The 19,713-nt window shown below is 71.3% G+C and carries 19 protein-coding genes and 1 tRNA gene; 13 read left to right on the top strand and 7 right to left on the bottom strand.

Annotation, left to right across the window (positions count from 1 at the left end):
• Nucleotides 1-48: 48 nt before the first annotated feature.
• Nucleotides 49-711, top strand: coding sequence for a hemerythrin domain-containing protein (locus Val02_RS19495; protein WP_203900544.1), 663 nt, complete (start codon nucleotides 49-51; stop codon nucleotides 709-711).
• On the opposite strand, the gene Val02_RS19490 is transcribed toward Val02_RS19495, so the two are convergent.
• Entirely contained in the window at nucleotides 698-1,585 is an 888-nt protein-coding gene (locus tag Val02_RS19490) for a GlxA family transcriptional regulator (RefSeq protein WP_239153184.1), read from the bottom strand. The genes Val02_RS19495 and Val02_RS19490 overlap by 14 nt on opposite strands.
• Nucleotides 1,586-1,711: 126 nt before the next feature.
• Here Val02_RS19490 and Val02_RS19485 point away from each other — a divergent pair, with 126 nt between their 5' ends.
• Nucleotides 1,712-2,422: an alpha/beta fold hydrolase gene (locus Val02_RS19485; RefSeq protein ID WP_239153183.1), complete on the top strand. Its 711-nt coding sequence runs from the start codon at nucleotides 1,712-1,714 to the stop codon at nucleotides 2,420-2,422.
• A gap of 11 nt (nucleotides 2,423-2,433) precedes the next feature.
• Here Val02_RS19485 and Val02_RS19480 read toward each other — a convergent pair whose 3' ends face one another.
• From Val02_RS19480 to aceE, 5 genes are read right to left on the bottom strand one after another with little or no spacing between them, the layout of a single operon-like run.
• Nucleotides 2,434-3,291, bottom strand: coding sequence for a M28 family peptidase (locus tag Val02_RS19480; protein WP_203900541.1), 858 nt, complete (start codon nucleotides 3,289-3,291; stop codon nucleotides 2,434-2,436).
• 14 nt (nucleotides 3,292-3,305) lie between these two features.
• Nucleotides 3,306-4,688, bottom strand: coding sequence for a glutamate--tRNA ligase (gene gltX, locus Val02_RS19475; protein WP_275415588.1), 1,383 nt, complete (start codon nucleotides 4,686-4,688; stop codon nucleotides 3,306-3,308).
• Nucleotides 4,689-4,713: 25 nt separating this feature from the next.
• Nucleotides 4,714-4,992 (bottom strand): TFIIB-type zinc ribbon-containing protein, encoded by a 279-nt coding sequence (locus tag Val02_RS19470; RefSeq protein ID WP_239153182.1) that lies wholly within the window; start codon nucleotides 4,990-4,992, stop codon nucleotides 4,714-4,716.
• Between the two features lie 13 nt (nucleotides 4,993-5,005).
• Nucleotides 5,006-5,917 (bottom strand): phosphotransferase family protein, encoded by a 912-nt coding sequence (locus Val02_RS19465; RefSeq protein WP_203900540.1) that lies wholly within the window; start codon nucleotides 5,915-5,917, stop codon nucleotides 5,006-5,008.
• 2 nt (nucleotides 5,918-5,919) lie between these two features.
• Nucleotides 5,920-8,655: a pyruvate dehydrogenase (acetyl-transferring), homodimeric type gene (gene aceE / locus Val02_RS19460; protein WP_203900539.1), complete on the bottom strand. Its 2,736-nt coding sequence runs from the start codon at nucleotides 8,653-8,655 to the stop codon at nucleotides 5,920-5,922.
• Between the two features lie 161 nt (nucleotides 8,656-8,816).
• Between aceE and Val02_RS19455 the strand changes: the two genes are divergently transcribed.
• The 11 genes from Val02_RS19455 (at nucleotide 8,817) to Val02_RS19405 (ending at nucleotide 18,844) form a co-directional block, all read left to right on the top strand.
• Nucleotides 8,817-9,047, top strand: coding sequence for a hypothetical protein (locus tag Val02_RS19455; protein ID WP_203900538.1), 231 nt, complete (start codon nucleotides 8,817-8,819; stop codon nucleotides 9,045-9,047).
• A 92-nt stretch (nucleotides 9,048-9,139) separates the two neighbouring features.
• Nucleotides 9,140-9,454: a hypothetical protein gene (locus Val02_RS19450; RefSeq protein ID WP_203900537.1), complete on the top strand. Its 315-nt coding sequence runs from the start codon at nucleotides 9,140-9,142 to the stop codon at nucleotides 9,452-9,454.
• Nucleotides 9,454-9,639, top strand: a complete 186-nt coding sequence (locus Val02_RS19445) for a hypothetical protein (protein ID WP_203900536.1) — start codon at nucleotides 9,454-9,456, stop codon at nucleotides 9,637-9,639. The genes Val02_RS19450 and Val02_RS19445 overlap by 1 nt, the downstream gene beginning before the upstream one ends.
• 19 nt (nucleotides 9,640-9,658) lie before the next feature.
• On the top strand, nucleotides 9,659-10,063 hold the full coding sequence (locus Val02_RS19440) for a secondary thiamine-phosphate synthase enzyme YjbQ (RefSeq protein ID WP_203900535.1): 405 nt from the start codon (nucleotides 9,659-9,661) through the stop codon (nucleotides 10,061-10,063).
• A gap of 23 nt (nucleotides 10,064-10,086) precedes the next feature.
• Nucleotides 10,087-10,524 (top strand): NUDIX hydrolase, encoded by a 438-nt coding sequence (locus Val02_RS19435; RefSeq protein ID WP_203900534.1) that lies wholly within the window; start codon nucleotides 10,087-10,089, stop codon nucleotides 10,522-10,524.
• A gap of 51 nt (nucleotides 10,525-10,575) precedes the next feature.
• Nucleotides 10,576-12,810, top strand: a complete 2,235-nt coding sequence (locus Val02_RS19430; RefSeq protein ID WP_203900533.1) for a thiamine pyrophosphate-dependent enzyme — start codon at nucleotides 10,576-10,578, stop codon at nucleotides 12,808-12,810.
• Between the two features lie 129 nt (nucleotides 12,811-12,939).
• Entirely contained in the window at nucleotides 12,940-13,371 is a 432-nt protein-coding gene (locus Val02_RS19425) for a DUF3052 domain-containing protein (protein ID WP_203900532.1), read from the top strand.
• A 1-nt stretch (nucleotide 13,372) separates the two neighbouring features.
• Entirely contained in the window at nucleotides 13,373-13,828 is a 456-nt protein-coding gene (locus Val02_RS19420; RefSeq protein WP_203900531.1) for a peroxiredoxin, read from the top strand.
• A gap of 126 nt (nucleotides 13,829-13,954) precedes the next feature.
• Nucleotides 13,955-14,026, top strand: a tRNA-Val gene (locus Val02_RS19415).
• Between the two features lie 103 nt (nucleotides 14,027-14,129).
• Nucleotides 14,130-15,497 (top strand): pentapeptide repeat-containing protein, encoded by a 1,368-nt coding sequence (locus Val02_RS19410; protein ID WP_203900530.1) that lies wholly within the window; start codon nucleotides 14,130-14,132, stop codon nucleotides 15,495-15,497.
• Nucleotides 15,498-15,757: 260 nt separating this feature from the next.
• On the top strand, nucleotides 15,758-18,844 hold the full coding sequence (locus tag Val02_RS19405) for a cyclic nucleotide-binding protein (protein ID WP_203900529.1): 3,087 nt from the start codon (nucleotides 15,758-15,760) through the stop codon (nucleotides 18,842-18,844).
• A gap of 177 nt (nucleotides 18,845-19,021) precedes the next feature.
• Here Val02_RS19405 and Val02_RS19400 read toward each other — a convergent pair whose 3' ends face one another.
• Entirely contained in the window at nucleotides 19,022-19,645 is a 624-nt protein-coding gene (locus tag Val02_RS19400; protein WP_203900528.1) for a bifunctional DNA primase/polymerase, read from the bottom strand.
• Nucleotides 19,646-19,713 lie beyond the last annotated feature (68 nt).

Below are 19,713 nucleotides of genomic sequence, written 5' to 3'. Positions count from 1 at the left end.
TATGACCATTGCAAGCCGGCTGTAGGCCCCGACCTCGATCATGCGGCTATGTCACAGGGTTCCACCACCATGGCCGACAGCCGGGACATGGTCGGCGTGCACAACGCGTTCCGCAACGAGTACGCGGCGCTTCCCGATCTCATCCGCCGTGTCCCGGCCGACAACGCGCGGCGGGCGGCGGTCGTCGCCGAGCACATCGCGTTCGTCAGCCTGCTCCTCGATGCGCACCACACCAGCGAGGACGACCTGCTCTGGCCGAAGCTCCACGAACGGGCACCGCACGAGGTGCAGCCGCTCGTGCACACCATGGAGGAGCAGCACCACCGGATCCACGCCAAGCTCGACGAACTGACCGTCGGCGCGAAGCGCTGGGGCACCACCGGCGACCGGGCCGGCCGCGACGCGCTCGCCCGCACGGCGGAGGAGCTGTTGCCGCTGCTGAACGAGCACCTGTCCCTGGAAGAGGCACGCATCCTCGCGTTGATCGACCGGTACGTCACCGACCGGGAGTGGAAGGAGGTCGCCGCGGCGGGGAACCGGAAGATACCTGGCCCGCAGCGGCCGATCGCGCTCGGCATGCTGCTGCACCACAACGACGCCGCGATGGAGGCGGTGTTCCGGGACGCCGTCCCGAAGCTGCTGTGGCTGGCCGCGCGGCCGCTCTCCTCCCGGGCCTGGCGCAAGTACTCGGCACGGCTCAACCCGTCGTAGCGAACCGGCGCCGGTACTCGGACGGGCTGAGCCCCGTCTCGCGGCGCATCAGCGCGCGGAGGTTCGTGGCGGTGCCGAGACCGCTGCGGCGCGCCACGACCTCCAGGCGGGCCTCGCCGCCCTCGATGATCCGGCACGCCCGGGTGACCCGCACCCGGTTGAGGTAGGCCAGGGGAGTCGTCGACAGCTGCGCCTGGAACCGGCGGTGCAGCGTGGCCGGGCTGACCCCGGCGCGCGCGGCGAGGTCGGCGACCGTCAGCGGCTGTTCGAGCACACCGGTGAGCCAGGAGAGCAGCGGTGCCAGCGACTCGTCGCGGGTCTCGGGCAGGGGGCGTTCGACGAACTGCCGCTGGCCGCCGTCGCGGTGCACCGAGAACGTGAGCCGCCGGCCGAGCGCGCAGCCGGCGTCGGCGCCGTGATCCCGCCGCACGAGATGCAGCGCCAGGTCGAGAACGGCCGAACTGCCGGCCGCCGTGAGGATGTCGCCGTCGTCCACGTACAGCACGTCGGGCTCGACCAGCACCTTCGGGAACTCCGCGCGTAGTTCGTCGGTGAGCTGCCAGTGCGTCGTCGCGCGGCGGCCGTCCAGCACACCCGCCGCGGCCAGCGTCAGCACGCCGGCGTGGAACGCGAGGAGGCGCGCACCCCGCGCGTGAGCCCGGCGGATCGCGGCGATCACTTCGGGGTGCGCCGCGGCGCCCGGGGAGTGCGGGACGACGAGCGTGTCGGCGGTGTCGGCGGCGCTCATCGGCATGATCCCGGAGAGCGTGCACAGCCCGTCGCGCAGCGTCGTGGACGGATCCGGGGCGCACAGCGCGAAGTCGTACAGCGGCCCCTCCATGCCGGGATGGTCCACGCCGAACACCTCGGCCACGCAGGCCACCTCGAACAGGTTCGCGCCCGGCTGGACTATGGCAATCACTCGGTGCTGCGAGGATTCTTGCGGCATGCGCGATCAATAGCACTGACGGCGGCCGGTCGGCAAGGACACCATTTTCCCGTGACAACCGACAGCTCAACATTTGTCCTGGTACCGGGTGCCTGGCACGGGGGCTGGGCCTGGCATCCCGTCGCCGCCCGCCTGCGCGCCGCGGGGCACCACGCCGTGACGTTCACCCCGCCCGGGCTGGACCACGGCGACGACGTCTCCTCGGTCACGCTCGCCGACGCGGTGGACCGGCTGACGGCCGTCATCGCCCGGCACACCGACGTCGTCGTGGTCTCGCACAGCTGGGGCGGTATCCCGGCGACCGCGGCCGCGTACCGCGTTCCGGAGCGGGTCAGCCGCCTCGTGTACTTCAGTTCCGTCGTACCGCGGCCCGGCGTCTCGATGAACGACGAACTCCCGGCCGAGGGCGCCGCCTACGTGCGCGCCACGATCGAGGCGTCACCGGACCGGGCCGTCCACGTGCTGTTCGAGCAGGTCCAGCAGCTGCTCATGCAGGACGAGCCGGAGCCGGTGCAACGCCTCGCGCACGACCTGCTGATGCCGCACCCGGGCCGGTACTTCCTGGACCCCTACGACGGACCGGACCCGGGCACCGGCGGGATCCCCGCGTCGTACCTGCTCGCCGCCGACGACCGCGCGCTCGCCCGGCCCGGCTCCGAGTTCGCCGCCCGGGTAGGGGTCGAACCGGTCGTCGTCCCCGGCTCGCACGAGGCGTTGCTGACCCACCCCGACGAGCTCTCCAAGGCGCTACTCGCGCTCTGACGCTCTGCCGGCTACAACAGCCGGCTCGTCACCTCGACGACGGCGGCGGTGACCGCGCGGGTGACCGCCGCCGCGAAGTCCAGGTCGAGCGTGCCCAGCGTGTCGGTCACCCGGTGGTAGTGCGGATTGCGGTACTCGGCCGTGTCCGTCACCGTGACGGCCGGCAGCCCGGCCCGCCAGTACGGCACGTGGTCGCTGCGGTTGACCACCGGGCGCAGCAGCGGCGGCACCACGACCGCGCGCACGGACAGGTCGTCCTCGGCGTTGCGGGCCACCGCCTCGGCCAGCGCCGCCGAGGCAGGGTCGGCCAGCACCGCGACGAAGTCGGCCGTGCGCGGCACGTCGGGCAGCACCAGTGACGCCCCGGGCGGCAGCCGCTGCGAGCCGGTCGTGTTGTCCCGGTAGCCGATCATCTCCAGCACGAACGCGCCGTGGATCACCCCGGCCGAGCGCCGTACGTGCGCGGCGCTGCCGAGGAAACCGTCCTCCTCGCCGCCGTACAGGCAGAAGCGCACCGGCCGGGCCGGACGCCACCCGCCCGACGCGACGGCCGCCGTCAGCGTCCGCGCCGCGACCAGGACCCCCGCCACGCCGCTGGCGTTGTCGTCCGCGCCCGGGCTCTCCGCGACCGTGTCCCAGTGCGCGCCGAGCTCGATCGCCGGTGCCCGACCCGCGCCGATCGCCGCCGTCAGATTTATCTCGAACGGCTCAGGGCCCCATCGCTGCACCGCGACCGTGAGCCCGTAGGAGGTCAACTCGTCGGTGATGTACCGAAGCGCGGCGTCGACCGCCGGCGGATTCGAGCCGTGCCGCGGCCCGAACTCGGTGAGCAGCCCGATATGGCGTTCCAGCGCGCTGGCGGTGAGCACCGGTCCCTCCACCACTACCCCAGCCGGGACACGGCGGCGCGCAGCCGCTCCAACGTCCGCTCGCGGCCCAGCACCTCGAGCGACTCGAACAGCGGCAGCCCCACCGACCGGCCCGTGACGGCGACCCGCACCGGCGCTTGCGCCTTGCCGAGCTTGAGTCCCCGCTCCGTCCCGAGACCCTCCAATGTGGACTTGAGCGTCTCGGCGTCCCACGCGACCGTCGTGTAGGCGGCGATGGTGGCGTTCAGCAGGTCGGCCGCGCCCTCCTTCATCGCCTTCGCCCACGCGGCCTCGTCGACGTCGGGCGCGTCGAGGAAGAGGAAGTCCACATAGGACACGATCTCCGCCAGGAGCGTGATGCGCGTCTGCGCCAGCGGCGCCACCGCCGCGAACGCCTTCGCGTCGAACCCCGGCCACGCGGCCTTCGTCAGCCACGGCTCGCACGCCGCGACGAAGTCCTCTGTGGACAGTGCGCGGATGTACTCCCCGTTGAACGCCCGCAGCTTCTTCTCGTCGAAGAAAGCCGGCGACGCGTTGACGTCCTCGAGCCGGAACTCCTCCTCGATGACCGACCACGGCACGATCTCGCGGTCGCCGGAGGGCGCCCAGCCCAGCAGCATCAGATAGTTGCGCATGGCGTCGGCGAGGTAACCCTCGTCGCGGAACTGCTCCAGCGCCACCTTGTCGCGCCGCTTCGACAGCTTCTGCCGCTTCTCGTTGACCACCACCGGAACGTGGCACCACACCGGCGGCGTGTGCCCGAGCGCCTCCCACAGCAGCTGCTGCTTCGGCGTGTTGGGCAGGTGCTCCTCGGCGCGGATGACGTGCGTGATGCCCATGAGCTGGTCGTCGACGACGTTCGCCAGGAGAAAGACCGCGGAACCGTCGGCCCGCGCGATGACGAAGTCCTCGAGCTTGTCGTTGTCGAACGGCGGCTCGCCGCGGATGATGTCGCGCACGACGGTCGTGCCCGTGTCCGGCGTGCGGAAGCGCAACGCCCGGCCCGGCCCGGCGGTCAGCCCGCGCTCGCGGCAGTGGCCGTCGTAGCCGGAGTACTGGTTGCCGGTGCGGGCCTGGACGTCCTCGCGCGTGCAGTCGCAGTAGTACGCCAGGCCCGCCGCGAACAGCTTCTCGGCGGCGTCACGGTGGGCCTGGGCGTTGTGCGACTGGAAGTAGGGACCCTCGTACGTGCCGGGCGCGATGCCGATCCACGCGAGGGCCGAGATGATGCCCTCCGTCCACTCGGGACGGTTGCGCGAGGCGTCGGTGTCCTCCACCCGGAGCACGAACACGCCGCCCTGCTGCTTGGCGTAGATCCAGTTGTGCAGCGCCGAACGGGCACCGCCGACGTGGAACATGCCGGTAGGGGAGGGGGCGAATCGCACACGTACGGTCACAGGCCCCACGATACCGAGGCGGGGATCAGGACGAGAACAGCATATGGCCGAAGCCGCGCCGGTGACCGTGGCCGTGCCCGTAGCCGTGACCGCCGTGCGAGCCCCACGCGGGCGCCGGAGCGGCCGGCGGCGGAGGCGGAACGGCCTGCCCGCCCCACTGCGACTCCAGCCGGGTCAGGGCCTCCAGCTCGCCGTAGTCCAGGAAGATGCCGCGGCAGTTGTCACACTGCTCGATCTGCACGCCGCTGCGGTTGTACGTGCGCATCGCACCGCGGCACTTGGGGCACTGCATGTAGCCGGACATGGTCGACCTGCCTTCACGTGACGGTTGCCTGAAGCCTACGCTCCTGCTCCACGATCCGACGGCAGCCGCCGACGAACACCTCTGCCACGTCGAGGTCGCCGTTGACGATCGCGAGCGCGGCCGTCTGCACGGTCAGCGCGCGGGCCGGACCGTCCAGATCCACCCACTCGTCCTCGCCGACGGCCGGTCCGCCGTGCTCCCGATACGTGGTGAGGAACCGCTCCCAGCCGCCCTCGGGAAGCACACCGGCGGCGAACCACGCGGCCGGGCGGGCCAGGTCCCACACGGGATCGCCGACACCGAGGTCGTCCAGGTCGATGAGCCGCCAGCCGTGGCGCGTCTCGACCAGTTGGCCGAAGTGGAAGTCCCCGTGCGTGATCATCGAACGCGGCTGTGGCGCCGAACCGCGGCACCACGCGGGGAGCGAGGCGTACGCGGCCTTGACTATCGCGGCCCGCACCCCGCCGCCCGCCGGATGAACGGCCAGCCGCCGCATCGCCGAGGCCAGCTTGCGCGGCCCGCCCGCCTCCGGCACACGGCTCTGCGGCACCCGCGCCGTGTGCAGCCGGGCGAGCAGCCGGCCCGCCTCCTCCCAGGGGAGTTCCTGGGCGTCGGGGCGCAGTGCGCGGGCGACCGGCCACACCGTCACGAACCGGGTCCGCAGGTGTCCACTGTGGACGGGCCGGAGCAGCACCTCGGTGAGGGCGGTCTCCGTGGCGAGGGCGAGCCGGCGTTCCAGCGCGTGGGTGTCGGTGCGCGTCGAGTGCGCCTTCACCACGAGCGCGCCGCAGCGCACCACCAGCTCACCCTGACGGTGCCCGAGCACGGCGGGCGGACCGACGCGGGCCGGAGCGACCCGGCCCGCGTAGGCGACCAGGTCCCCGACCAGACCGTGCTCGGCCGGGTCGGGGAGCCGCACCACCACTGTTAGGAGTCGCCGCCGGTCTCGCCGACCGGCGCGGCGTTGACGTCGTGCACGGCGTACTTCTTCGCGGCCTCGGCCGCCGCGCTCGCCCTGACCTCGCCGGAACGGGCGAGCTGGCGCAGCGCCGCCACCACGATGGACTCGGCGTCGACGTGGAAGTGCCGGCGCAGCGCGTGCCGCGTGTCCGACAGCCCGAACCCGTCGGTGCCGAGCGACGTGTACGACCCCGGCACCCACCGGGCGATGAGGTCCGGGACGGCGCGCATGAAGTCGCTCACGGCCACCACCGGGCCGGCCGCGTCGGCGAGCGCCTTGGTGACGTACGGCAGCCGGGGCTCCTGCTCCGGGTGCATGAGGTTCCACTCCTCGGCCTCCACCGCGTCGCGGCGCAGCTCCGTCCACGACGTGGCCGACCAGACGTCCGCGGCGACGCCCCACTCCTCGGCGAGCAGCCGCTGCGCCTTGAGCGCCCACTGCATCCCCGAACCGGAGGCGAGCAGCTGGATCCGGGGACCGTCCACAGTGGCCGGTGAGTACCGGTAGAGGCCCTTCCGCAGGCCCTCGACGTCGATGCCCTCCGGCTCGGCCGGCTGCAGGATCGGCTCGTTGTAGATGGTGAGGTAGTAGAAGACGTTCTCCGGCGTGTCGCCGTACATCCGGCGCAGCCCGTCCTCGAAGATGTGCGCCACCTCGAACGCGAACGCCGGGTCGTACGCCACCACGGCCGGGTTGGTCGCCGCGATCAGCAGCGAGTGGCCGTCCTCGTGCTGCAGGCCCTCGCCGTTGAGCGTGGTGCGACCGGCCGTCGCGCCGAGCAGGAAGCCGCGGGTCATCTGGTCGGCGGCGGCCCACAGCCCGTCGGCGGTGCGCTGGAACCCGAACATCGAGTAGAAGATGTAGACCGGGATCATCGGCTCGCCGTGCGTCGCGTAGGAGCTGCCCGCCGCCGTGAACGCGGCGACCGAGCCGACCTCGTTGATCCCCTCGTGCAGGATCTGCCCGGTCGTGGACTCCTTGTACGACAGGAACAGCTCGCGGTCGACGGCGGTGTAGTTCTGGCCGTGCGGCGAGTAGATCTTCGCCGTCGGGAACATCGCGTCCATGCCGAACGTGCGCGCCTCGTCCGGGATGATCGGCACCCAGCGCTTGCCGGTCTTCTTGTCCTTCATCAGGTCCTTGATGAGCCGCACGGCGGCCATCGTGGTGGCGACCTTCTGCTTCCCGGAACCGCGCTTGATGTCCTTGTACGCGTCCGGCTTCGGCAGCGCCAGCGGGATCACCGTGGTGTTGCGCGAGGGCACGCCGCCGCCGAGCGCGTTGCGGCGTTCCATCATGTAGTTGTGCTCGTCGGAGCCCACACCCGGGTGGAAGTACGGCGGCAGGTAGGGGTTCTCCTCCAGCGCCTTGTCCGGGATGTCGAGGAAGAGCCGGTCCCGGAACGTCTTCAGGTCGGCCGGGGTCAGCTTCTTCATCTGGTGCGTGGCGTTGCGGCCCTCGAAGTGCGAGCCGAGCGTCCAGCCCTTGATGGTCTTCGCGAGGATCACGGTCGGCTGGCCGGTGTGCTCCAGCGCCGCCTGGTACGCCGCGTAGACCTTGCGGTAGTCGTGGCCACCGCGCTTGAGGTTCCAGATGTCGTCGTCCGACATCGACTCGACCATCTTGCGGGTGCGCGGGTCCCGGCCGAAGAAGTGCTCCCGGACGAACGCGCCGGACTCGGCCTTGTACGTCTGGTAGTCGCCGTCGGGCGTGGTGTTCATCAGGTTGACCAGCGCGCCGTCGGTGTCGGCGGCCAGCAGCGGGTCCCACTCGCGGCCCCAGACCACCTTGATGACGTTCCAGCCGGCGCCCCGGAAGAACGCCTCCAGCTCCTGGATCACCTTGCCGTTGCCGCGCACCGGCCCGTCGAGGCGCTGGAGGTTGCAGTTGATGACGAAGGTGAGGTTGTCCAGCTCCTCGCGGGCGGCGATGCCGACGGCGCCGAGCGTCTCCGGCTCATCCATCTCGCCGTCGCCGAGGTAGGCCCATACGTGCTGGTCGCTGGTGTCCTTGATGCCCCGGTGGTGCAGGTAGCGGTTGAAGCGGGCCTGCTGGATGGCGTTGATGCCGCCCAGCCCCATCGACACCGTCGGGAACTCCCAGAAGTCCGGCATCAGGCGCGGGTGCGGGTAGCTCGGCAGCCCGCCGCCGGGGTGCGACAGCTCCTGCCGGAAGCCGTCGAGCTGCTGCTCGCTCAGCCGGCCCTCCAGGTACGCGCGCGCGTACATGCCGGGGGAGGCGTGGCCCTGGAAGAAGATCTGGTCCCCGCCGCCGGGGTGGTTGCGGCCGCGGAAGAAGTGGTTGAAGCCGACCTCGTACAGGCTCGCCGCGCTGGCGTAGGTCGAGATGTGGCCGCCGACCCCGATCTCGGGGCGCTGCGCGCGGTGCACCAGCATCGCGGCGTTCCACCGGATGTAGGCGCGGATGCGGCGCTCGACGTGCTCGTCACCGGGGAACCACGGCTCCCGCTCCGGCGGGATCGTGTTGATGTAGTCGGTGGTCGTCAGCGGCGGAACGCCGACCTGGCGCTCGCGGGCCCGTTCGAGCAGGCGCAGCATGATGTAGCGGGCGCGCTTGGGACCCAGCGTGTCGATGACGCCGTCCAGCGACTCGACCCACTCGGTGGTCTCCTCCGGGTCGATGTCAGGCAACTGGCTGGGTAGGCCGTCGCTGATCACCGGGCGCTTGCGTTCGGTGGCCACAGGCGTTCCTTTGTCGAAGTAGCGGTTCACCCCATCCTGCCCCCTACCGGCCCGGCCCGTCACCTGTACCGCGACCCATCCCACGTACCCGGGGGTAACAACGGGTGACGAAAGACCCCCTCGCGGGGCCGGATCGTGCGCGGTCGATAGCCTCCCGATCCATGGGAACGCTGAGCTTCGTCGGGTGCTTCGTTCTGTCCGGGCTGTTCCTCGTGGTGGTGCTCGCCGGCGGGGCGGCCCTGGCGATGGGGCTGCGCCGCGCCAAGAACGGGCTCGGCGGCGCGTTCGGCGGGGGCGCTCCACACCGGCCGTCCGACGCAACGGCGGCGCGCGACGGCGACTGGACCGGGTTCGGCGGGGAGGCCCCGCGGGGTCGCTCCACTTCGGACTGATCCACGCCGTTCGACGGCGTCCATTCTCAAGTTTTTCCATGGTTGCGGCCGGTGGTGGCCGCCGCGCCGCCCGGCCTCCCTAGCGTCGGTTCATGGTGGCAACGGCTTCGGGGGCGTTCCTCGCGGCGGCGGACACAGGCATCGTCGGTGCCCTCTGCTGCGGGGTGGTGGCCCTCATGTTCCTGGCTCTGGTGGGGATCGCGTCCGGTGCGGGGACGGCGCGGCGGCATGCCAACGGCTCCCGTAGGCACCGCTATTCGGGCGTCGGTGACGGCTCCGGTGGCGGCGACTCCGGCTCGGACGGCGGCTCCGGTTCCGACGGCGGCTCCGGTTCCGACGGCGGTTCGGGCTGCGGCGGCGGGTCCAGCTGCGGTGGTGGTGGCGGCTGCGGCGGAGGGGGGAGCTGATGACCGTCGCGATCGTGGTGGGCGTCGGCCTGCTGGTCCTCGCACTGCTGCTCATGGCCTGGATCGACGTGCGGACCCGGCCCCGGGAGCCGCGCCGCCGCCGCACCTACGACGACAGCGGCGGCCTGACGGTGAGCGGCACCGACTACACGAGTGGGGACAGCGGGTCCTCCTCCGGATTCTGAGCCCGGCAGACTGTCCCGAATGGACAGCCGACTGATCACTGTGCGCACCGGATCCCGGCCGACCGTGGCCGACATCACCAGCGAGGCGGAGTCGTTCGTGGCCGGCCGGGGTGACGGTCTGTTGCACGTGTTCGTACCGCACGCCACCGCCGGGGTGGCGATCATCGAGACCGGTGCGGGCAGCGACGACGACCTGCTGACCGCCCTCGACGACGTGCTGCCGACCGACGACCGCTGGCGGCACCGGCACGGTTCGCCCGGGCACGGGCGGGACCACGTGATGCCGGCGTTCGTGGCGCCGTACGCCACGCTGCCCGTCATCGACGGGAAGATCGCGCTCGGCACCTGGCAGTCGATCTGCCTGGTCGACCCCAACGGAGACAATCCCACACGCTCGGTCCGCCTGTCGTTCCTTGCGGGGTGACCTGATACGGCACCATCTGAGTGGTGATCGAACGACGTGTCGCGGTGGTCCTCCTGCTGGACCGGGCCGGCCGCATCCTCATGCAACACCGCGACGCGAACGCGCGCACCTCGCCGAACCAGTGGACGTTCCCCGGGGGGCAGATCGAGCCGGGCGAGGAGCCGCTCGACGCCGCCCGCCGGGAACTGTGGGAGGAGACCGGGCTGCGGGTGGACGACATCGCCCCGCTCGGCGTGTTCTACCGGCCGTCCGTCTTCGACAACGGCAACGAGGTGGAGATCCACGCGTACTGCGGCACGACCGAGGCCACCCAGGACGACGTCGTGCTCGGCGAGGGGCAGGCGATGGTCTTCGTCACGATCGACGAGGCCACGGCCAAGGACCTCGGCGTGACGGCGGCCCTCATCCTGCCCGTTTTCCTCGGCTCGGAGCAGTACAGTGAGCTGCGCCTTCGGCACTGAACGTCCACCGTTACCGCGTTGTGCACTGGCAGCCCCCGCCCGGTTTCGGACATGCTGTTTCGCGTGACCACCCCGCAGGATCTCGACGAAAGGTTCCGGTCCGAGCTCGCGGCGTTACGCCCCGCCGAGACCGCCGGGCGTCCAGACGCACCCGTGCGCGCCGGCACCGGACTGAGCGGCGAGCGGGCCAGGCAGCTGTTCGACGCGCAGCTGGCCAGCCGGCACCTCGACCTCGCGGCCCGCTGGCTACGCAGCTTCGACGAGGGCTACTACACGATCGGCTCCTCCGGGCACGAGGGCAACGCCGCCGTGGCCGCCGCGCTGCGGCCCGGTGACCCGGCGCTGCTGCACTACCGCTCCGGGGCGTTCTACTGCGCGCGGGCCGCCCAGCTGCCCGGCACCGATCCGCTGCGGGACGTCCTGCGGGGGCTGGTCGCCTCTGCGAAGGAGCCGATCGCCGGGGGCCGCCACAAGATCTTCGGCAGCGCCGAGCTGCAGATCATCCCGACCACGTCGACGATCGCCTCGCACCTGCCGCGCGCCGTGGGGCTGGCGTTCGCCGTGGCGCGCGACGGCGACACCGACACCGTGGTCGTCGCGTCGTTCGGGGACGCCTCGGTCAACCACGCCACCGCCACGGCCGCGCTCAACACCGTCGGCTGGTACGCGCACCGCGGCGAGAAGCTGCCCCTGCTGATGGTCTGCGAGGACAACGGGCTCGGGATCAGCGTCCGTTCGCCGGAGGGCTGGGTCGCCGCGACGCTGCGGGCCCGGCCGGGCATCCGCTACTTCGAGGCCGACGGCTGCGACCTCGCCGCCACCTACGACGCCGCCGTGGAGGCGACCAAGTGGGTGCGCCGGGAACGCCGCCCCGCCGTCCTGCACCTCACGACCGTCCGGCTGATGGGCCACGCCGGGGCCGACGCCGAGATCGGCTACCGCGCCGCCGCCGAGATCGAGGACGGCCTCGCCCGCGACCCCGTCGTGGCCACCGCGCGACTGCTCGTCGACGCCGGCATCATGACGCCCGACGAGGTCGTCGGCAGGTACGACGAGATCGGCTGGGAGGTGCGGCGGGTCGCCGAGGAGGTGCTCACCGAGCCCAAGCTCTCCTCTGCCGCGGAGGTCACCTCCCCGCTGGCCCCGCGCCGTCCGGTACGCGTGACGCGGGCCGTCTCGGCGGCCGCCGAGACCCTGGCCAAGGTGCGCGAGGAACGCCTCTCCGGCGGTTCCGGCAAGCTGCCCGAGCAGTCCGGCGGGCTCACCCTCGCGCAGGCGATCAACGCGACGCTGGCCGACGCGCTCGTGGCGTTCCCCCAAGCGCTTGTCTTCGGGGAGGACGTCGCGGAGAAGGGCGGGGTCTACGGGGTGACCAAGGGACTACGCGACCGCTTCGGACCGGAACGGGTCTTCGACACCCTGCTCGACGAGACCTCGATCCTCGGGCTGGCGCTCGGCGCCGGCACCGGCGGCCTGCTGCCCGTCCCCGAGATCCAGTACCTGGCCTACCTGCACAACGCCGTCGACCAGTTGCGCGGCGAGGCGGCCACCATGCAGTTCTTCTCCAGCGGCGCCTACCGCAACCCGATGGTGGTGCGCATCGCCGGCCTCGCCTACCAGCAGGGCTTCGGCGGCCACTTCCACAACGAGAACACCGTGGCGACGCTGCGGGACATCCCCGGGCTGGTGCTCGCGGTGCCGGCGTGTGCGGAGGACGCCGGCCCACTGCTGCGCACCTGCCTCGCCGCGGCGCTGGTCGACGGGAGCGTCTGCGTGTTCCTGGAGCCGATCGCGCTCTACCACACGCGCGACCTGTACGCCGACGGTGACAACAAGTGGCTGGGCCAGTACGACGCGCCGGCCGACTGGTCCACGCGGCACGTGCCGATCGGGCGGGCGCGGGTCTACGAGTCGGGCACCGCGGAGGACGTCACGATCATCACGTTCGGGAACGGCGTGCGGCTCTCCCTGCGCGCCGCGGCGACGCTGGCCGCCGAGGGGATCGGCTGCCGGGTGGTGGACCTGCGCTGGTTGTCCCCGCTGCCGGTCGCCGACATCATCCGCGAGGCCGCGTCCACCGGCCGGGTGCTGATCGTCGACGAGACCCGCCGTTCGGGCGGCGTCGGCGAGGGGGTGCTGGCGGCCCTGGTCGACGCGGGATACGTCGGCGTGGCGCGCCGGGTGGCCGCCGTGGACTCGTACGTGCCGCTGGGTCCGGCCGCCAAACACGTCCTTGTGTCGGAGGAGCAGATCGTCCAGGGCGCCAGATCTTTGCTGGCCAGATAGCCGACCTGCCGTTTTCGTACGGCCCGACACTTGCGTCCCGGAGCCGTACTGTGTGGACTAACCGGCTAACGGGTGCTGATCCGTGGATACTGCATTGAGTAAAAACAGACGACAAGGAGGCAAGGGACGGTGAACACGACCGCGGGTCAGGCCGACGGACGCAGCCTGGCGGACCGGTTCGGGATCGAGCCGGGCATGGTCGTAATGGAGATGGGCTACGACGACGACGTAGACGAGGATCTCCGCGACACGCTCATCGAACGCTGCGGAGAACTGGTCGACGAGGACACCGACGAGGTGGTCGACGCCGTGCTGCTCTGGTGGCGCGACGGTGACGGTGACCTGTTCGACACGCTCGTCAACGCCCGGACCCCGCTGGCCGACAGCGGAGTGGTCTGGCTGCTCACCCCCAAGGCGGGCCGGCCCGGACACGTCGAGCCCAGTGAGGTCAACGAGTCCGCGCCGACGGCCGGCCTCCAGCAGACCTCCACGGTCAACGCCGGCAAGGACTGGACCGGCGCCCGTCTCGTCGCCCGGCGCGCCACGAGCAACCGGCGCTGACGTGCCGCTCGACGTGGGGGCGTCCGCGCCCCCGTTCGCGCTGCGCGACCAGCACCGGCGGGAGGTCGCACTCGCCGACTTCGCGGACCGGCACGTGCTGCTGGTCTTCTACCCGTGGGCGTTCACCGGGACGTGCGAGGGCGAGCTGACCGAGATCCGCGACAACCTCGCCACGTACCAGAACGACACGGCGCAGGTGCTGACGGTCAGCGTCGACTCGATCTTCGCCCACAAGGTCTGGGCCGAACGGGAGGGTTTCGACTTCCCGCTGCTCGCCGACTTCTGGCCGCACGGCGCCGTCGCGCAGGCGTACGGGGTGTTCAACGAGCGGACCGGTGCGGCAAACCGTGGCACGTTTCTCGTCGATCCGGGCGGAGTCATCCGGTTCGCCGAGATGAACGGGCCCGGTGAGGCCCGGGACCAGGCGGTCTGGCGCAAGGCGCTGGCCGCGGTGTAGCCGCTAGACCTCCGGGGACGGGGCGGCGTCGAGAACGGCGCCGCCCCGTCGGGTATCATGTTCCGAACCCTCTTACGGGTTCTTTGTGGCGTAGCCGCGAAGCGCGCCGGCAGAGAGCACGTTCGCGGGCGCGTAGCTCAGTGGGAGAGCACTCGCCTTACAAGCGAGGGGTCGCAGGTTCGAAACCTGCCGCGCCCACCCCGCTCCTGTTTCACCCACCAGGGTGATCCCACCTCAAGTCTTCCTATGACGTGCGTTCCGGTGACCGATGTGATGCAAGATCCTCGATCACCCTGGTCGCATGAATGAACGGCTGAGGTACGGCGCGCGCCGTGGCGCGCCTTGGTTCGTCGCTTCCCTGGCAACGGTTGTCGTGCTGATCATGTATGCGTTCGCGATTGAACATGCGCCGGAGTGGCTCAACCCGATGCTGCGGGGGCCGTCGGGAGCCAACCTCACCTCAGGTGAGCGGATGACAGCGACGCATAACGCGCGTCTTCTGCTGGTATCGATCGGCGGTGCGCTCGTTGTGCTGACCGGTCTCGCCTTCACCGCAGTCAACTACCGTCTTGCGCACCGAGGCCAGGCGACCGAGCGGTTTACCAAGGCTCTCGAACGGCTCGGCTCTGAGGAGTTGTACATACGCATCGGCGGTATCCACTCTCTTCAGCGGCTACTGCTGGACGCGGCGTCCCTGCACTCCGACATCGTGGAGGTGCTGGTGGCGTTTGTCCGTGACCGATCGCCGCGTTCGTCAGTCGATGGTCACCCTGACAATCCCATCTGGCCTCGGAGGCCGATGCCGGCAGAACCTGCCGCTGACGTGCAAGCGGCGCTTACGGTTATCGCCGGCAGGCCGAGACGGCCGGAGGCGCATCCAGTTCAGCTGAACTTCAGCGGACTGGACCTGCGGGGCGTGAACCTGGCCGGAGCGTGGCTTGACCGGGTCAACTTCTCCGGTTCGCGATTGGACCAGGCCGATCTATCGGGAGCCGCGATGGCGGAGTCGAGCCTGCGACGGGCTCGGTTGACAGGGGCTCGTCTCGAACACGCGATTCTCGACGGCGCGGACCTTGCCGAGGCCCGCTTTGACGGAAGCTGCATGGTGATGACTTCACTTCGCTCCGCCAATCTGGCAAAGGCTTGCCTAGTCGAGGCTGAGGCGTCCATGGCGTCGTTCGTGTCTGCCGACGCCCGTGGTGCGATCTTGGATCGCGCCATAATGGTCAGAACTGAACTCAGTGGGGCAAGCTTGGCTGGATCAAGCCTTGTGGGTGCTGTTCTCCGTAATGCGTTCTTATACCGTACAAATCTTGATGAAGCGTCCCTGGACGGTGCAGATCTGTTCTTTGCGGTATTGATCGGCGCCCAGCTTCGTAACGCCCAATTGGTGGGTGCGGACCTGTCGGCTGCGGCGCTGAGGGGCGCGAACCTGGCGGGTGCCAACATGGAGCGAGCTGACCTCTCCGGTGCCGGGCTCATGAAGGCAAACCTGAGCGGAGTCTGCATGAAGGGTGCCGACCTGAGTCGAGCCAACCTGCTGTTGGTGCATGGGTGCACGTGGGAGCAGGTCGAAGAGGCGGCAGCGACCAGACGGACCTGGCTACCTCGTCGGCTTGCTCGTCGACGCGCAGGGCGCGCAGCCGTCGAATCGACTCTCGGCACCTGATGACTCGGTCCGCACGAGTCGGGGCGGATCTTCAGGGTGACGAATGACCGAATGGCACAACAGCCACCCCATTCTTGGCGGAGGGGTGGCTGTCGTGTCATTTCTCGTGATCTTCGTGATCGGGAAGGCGGTGCGATGCGGAGTGTCACTGGACGACATCGACGTGTGTACTCAGCGTTGCCTGACCAATGGGATGGTGGCGCCGTGCCTCCTTCGCGCTCTACGCTGCGCTGTCGGCTGGTACATGAGGAGCGTTCAGGGTGACGATCGTCGAATCCCGGCCGGACTTCTGGGAGGTGCTCGCGGGGCGGGCCCCCGGTAAGCCGGTCGGTCCGCACGACGCGGACGTGTGGCGTGCGGTGTCCGAACGTCTCAACCCCGCGAAGGCCACCCCGCGCCTGCGCGACGGCGTCGAGGTCGTCGAGCTGCAGAGCGCCCGCGGCGCGACGTACGTGATGCTGCGTTCGCCCGACGAGGCGGATCCCTGCTACCTGCGGCTGACGCCGGAGGAGTGGGCGCTGGTCGAGTGCATGGACGGGCAGCGTTCCGTCGCGCGGCTGGTCGCCGACTTCGCGCGGATCACCGGCCGGCTCGCACCCGAGCAGGTCACCCGCGTCGTCGCCGACCTCGCCGGCAACCGGCTGCTGGAGGAGTTGCCGGTCGACGCGTTCAAGACGCTCTCGGCCGTGCGCACCAAGGGGCGGCTGGTGCGGACCGCACTGGCGTTCGCGCGGGGGCGGCGGATGGTGCTGGCCAACGTCGACCCGCTCGTCGGTTTCCTCTACCGGGCCGGCGGCAAGCTGCTGTTCACCCGGCTCGTGGCGCTGTTCCTCGGCGGGCTGGGGGTGCTGGGGCTCGGGGCGTTCTGCGTGCTGTGGCTGCGCGGCGACCAGTCGGTCTTCCTGAGCGGCGGCTCCTACTTCACCGGCGCGATCGTGCTGCTGGTCTGCAACGTCTTCGCGCTGGCCTGTCACGAGCTCGCGCACGCGCTGGCCGTGAAGCACGCCGGGCGCCGGGTGCCGGCCGCCGGGTTCCTCGTCTACTTCGGCATCCCGAGCGTGTTCGTCGACACGACCGACGTGTGGATGTCGAGCCGCCGGGCGCGCATCGTCACGACCGCCGCGGGACCGGCCGCCGGCCTCGTGCTCGCCGGGACGATGTCGCTGCTGGCGCTGCTGCTGCCGCCGGTCGCGCCGCTGGCGTTCAAGCTGGCGTTCGTCTGGTACCTGAACGCGCTGTTCAACCTCAACCCGTTGATCGCGCTCGACGGCTACTACCTGCTGATGGACTGGCTGGAGATCCCCAACCTGCGCTCCCGCGCGCTGGCCTGGGTGGGGGCCCGGCTGCGGCGCAAGCCGCCCAAGTTCCGCGAACTGGACGGCGAGGGCCGGCTGATCGCGCTGTACGGGATGCTCGCCGTCGCGTGGCTCGCCGTCGCGGCCAACCTCGTGTGGCGGATCTGGGTCGACCGCGTGGGCGGCCTGTTCACCGGCCTGTGGCACGGCGGGTTCCTGGGCAAGCTCGGCGTGCTGGTGATCGTGCTCGCGCTGTTCGCCCCGATGCTGTACGTGCTGGGCGGCAAGGCCGTGCGGTCGGTCCGGCGCTGGCAGCGGCGCAGGGCCGACGCGAAGGTACACGAGGACCTGCCGGCCCGGCTGGACGGCCTGCGGGCGAGCGGCCTGGGCGGGCTGCACCCGGACGCGCTGACCGAGATGGGCCGCGAGGCGCGCTGGGTCCGGCCCCGCGACGGGGAGCCGCTGGTGCACCGCGGCGCGGCCGTCTCCGACCTGTTCGTGGTGGTCGAGGGCATCGCCGAGGCGCGCCGGCCGGGCGACCCGGGTGGCGTCATCCGGCAGCGGATCGGCGCGGGCGGGCTGATCGGTCTCGCCAACGCGCTCACCGGCAACCCGGCCAGCCTGGAGTGGTACACGATCGGGGCGACGCTGCTTGCCGTTCCGTCGGGTGTGGTGGTCAACGCCGTCGGCGAGCTGCCCTCCCCGCCCCCGGCCGACCTGGCCGAACTCGAGGACCTGCTCGACGAGACGCCGCAGTTCTCCACCGTGTCGGCCGAGGCGTACCTGGGCATCACGGCGCGGGCGCAGGTCGTTCCGCTGCCGCCCGGTGCGCCGCTGGTGCTCGACGGCCCCGCCGACGCGGCCCTGGTCGCCGCCGGTGCCCTGCAGCGCTACGACGGCGAGGAGGTGCGGCGCGGCTCGGTGATCGGCCCGTTCGGCAACGAGGGGCCTGGTGAGGCGGCCGTCGCCCGCACCCATGTGCGCGTGTGGCGCTTCCCCGGCCTGGCCAACGTCTCCCCGCTGCCGCCCGCCCCGCACCCCCTCGCCGGCGCCGGCGCGGTGCACGCGGCCTCCGGCGGCGGCGTGCACTCGGTGCGCCCCCCGGCGCCGCTGGTGGTGCCGCCCGGCCCGCCGTCGCAGGACATCGACCGCGACGTGGACGGCCACTTCGAACGCCGCCTGCGCTGGCTGCTGGTGCTCGTGCTCGGATTCGCCGTTCTGCTCACCGGCACCAACTTCTGGCCGGCGCCGGCCTGGGCGGAGATGCCCTCCGACCGCGTGCTGGTGCAGGTGGAGTCGGGTACGGCGGAGGTGACCGTCGAGGGTGCGCCGGAAGGGCTGGCCGCCGGTGCGGACCGCTACCTCGGGGCCGGCGACACGATCCTCACGGGTGCGCGGTCGGCGGTGCGGCTGACGTTCCGCGGCGGTTCGGTGGCGGTGCTGTGTGCCGGCACCCAGCTGGCCGTCGGTGAGCTGTTCAGCCCGTCGGGGCACCCGATCCAGCCGACCGGGCGGGTCAACCTCGGCAAGGGGCGCATGCTCGTGGACACCGCCAGCGGGTCCTCGGCGTTCTGGCCGTTCCAGCTGACGGTGCAGACCCAGGCCGGGCCGGTGGTGACGCAGAATCTCGCGCGGCTGACCGTGGAGCCGACCGGCGCGCAGGTCGCGGTCGGCAAGGTGACGCTGGCCGGGGCGCCGGCACCGAGCGGTCCCGCGCCGACGTGTGGCGACGGGCGTTCGCTGCCGCAGCGGCCGACGGTCGACCCGAGCAGCCAGCCGCCGCCGCCGACCCTGCAGGTCGACCCGCCGTCGGAGTCCCCGTCGGCGTCGCCGTCGACCTCGGACTCGCCGAGTCCGGAGGCCACGAACGGCCCGCGCCCGACGACCCGGGGGCCCAACGTGCCGCCGCCGGTGCCGACGACGCAGGGGCCGGGAACGCAGCCGAGCCCGTCGCCGTCGCCGTCGACCTCCTCGTCCACGTCGAGGTCGCCCGACCCGCCGCCGACCTCGTCCTCGTCGCCACCCGACGACGACCCGACGATCATCGGCTGAGCGCGTAGCGGCCGGTCACGGGCCTCAGGATCACCTCCTGTGGCCCGCGACGTGTCTTAAACGCAAAAGCCCCATCAGGAAGCCGTTCGGACCAATTGGGGGAACCCGCGCGGGTGTCGACCCGTGGAGCGGCGTCGCCTACGTTTGGCGTGATGTTTGCGGACTGTCACGACAAGATCACGCTGTTCGATTTTGGGGCCACCACAGCTGACGCGGCTGCCGGTCGTACGCCAGGGCGGCCAACGCCGCGCGCTGCACCTCCTCCGCGCCCGGCAGGCGCCAGTCACAGCTCTCCGGCGTGCGTACCCAGCGCACCCGGCCTTCCGGCAGGGGCGTCGGCGGGGCCGGGATCCACGAGCCGGAGCGGTGCAGGACGACCGCGGAGTGCTCCGCCAGTTCCCCCAGCAGGGTCCCGCCGGCGCGGACGAGGAACATCCAGCGCAGGCGGGGTGCGACGGCGATCGGTCCATGGACCGCCCGGGAGACCTGACGGCCCGCGCGGCCCGCGAGTTCCAGGACGTCGAAGCTGCGCCCGGTGGCCAGCAGCACGCCGTGATCCTGCAGTCGCCACCAGTCGGTGATCCGGCCGGTGTCGTTGGTGGCTTCGCTTTCCCAGTCGGTGAGGGCGGGGTGTTGGGCGATGGTCGGACAGCCCGGTTCCCCGCAGTCGAACCGGCCGTCGGTCAGGGTGGCGCCGGGGACGACGGGCCAGTTGCGGGCGGCGTACCGCTGGGCGGCGCGGCGCAGGATGAGCCGTTGGAGGTAGCGGCCGGGGCCGAACGGTGGGGGGTGGCTCAGCATTACGTCTGGTCCTCTCGTCGACCGCCGTTACAGATCCCTACGCCGGTCGTTGCACCCGACATATGAAG

The organism is Virgisporangium aliadipatigenens, assembly GCF_016863615.1.
GTDB lineage: Bacteria > Actinomycetota > Actinomycetes > Mycobacteriales > Micromonosporaceae > Virgisporangium > Virgisporangium aliadipatigenens.
Note: the sequence above shows the minus strand (reverse complement) of the source record. Positions and strands in the feature narration are given on the sequence as shown.